This window comes from Virgibacillus carmonensis (assembly GCF_057836705.1).
The window spans coordinates 1-586 of record NZ_JBYQFJ010000291.1 but is presented as its reverse complement, the minus strand read 5'-3'; the positions used below and the strand labels follow the sequence as shown (position 1 = coordinate 586).

Genomic DNA, 586 nt, shown 5'->3' with positions numbered 1-586 from the left:
AATCCTGCATTGTACCGGTGAACACCAAACATTATAATTGCCGCAGCAAGTGCAGTCCAGGCTGTTAACATGTCTGGCTGTTCAATTGTCCCATTCCATAATTTTTGCAACGTATCGTAAATTACCTGTATTCCTACAGATACCATTATAAAGGCAGCAAATAAGGATGCTACCGTCTCAGCCCGATAATGCCCGTAATGATGGTCATTATCCGCAGGTTTTCTGGATATTTTAAGGCCAATTAATACTGCTATCGATGCAATAACGTCTGTTGAATTGTTCAATCCGTCCGCCCTTAATGCTTCCGAATTGCCGAAGTGAGCTATGATGAGTTTACTTACAGATAAGATTAGATAAGCAAAAATACTGATCCAGGCACCTCTCTCACCTTTTTTCAAGTTCTCTGTATGTGTCATGGGATCCTCCATTTAATGTCTAGTGGAGCTGATTAATAACAGCTCTAATAGTCTACCAAAGCATCACATGGTGAGTCCAGAGAAACATTCAAGCATATGGGTATATCTATTGCAAGTAACTAATTAAGTTTCATTAGCTCAAAACCAAAAATTTACTGTAAAAATTAATT

The 586-nt window shown here is 38.4% G+C and carries 1 protein-coding gene; it reads right to left on the bottom strand.

The annotated features are described in order from the left end of the window. The coding region (locus tag AC3G7N_RS21930) for a cation diffusion facilitator family transporter (protein WP_489424237.1) at window positions 1-416 on the bottom strand (416 nt) is incomplete at its 3' end. Window positions 417-586: the final 170 nt, after the last annotated feature.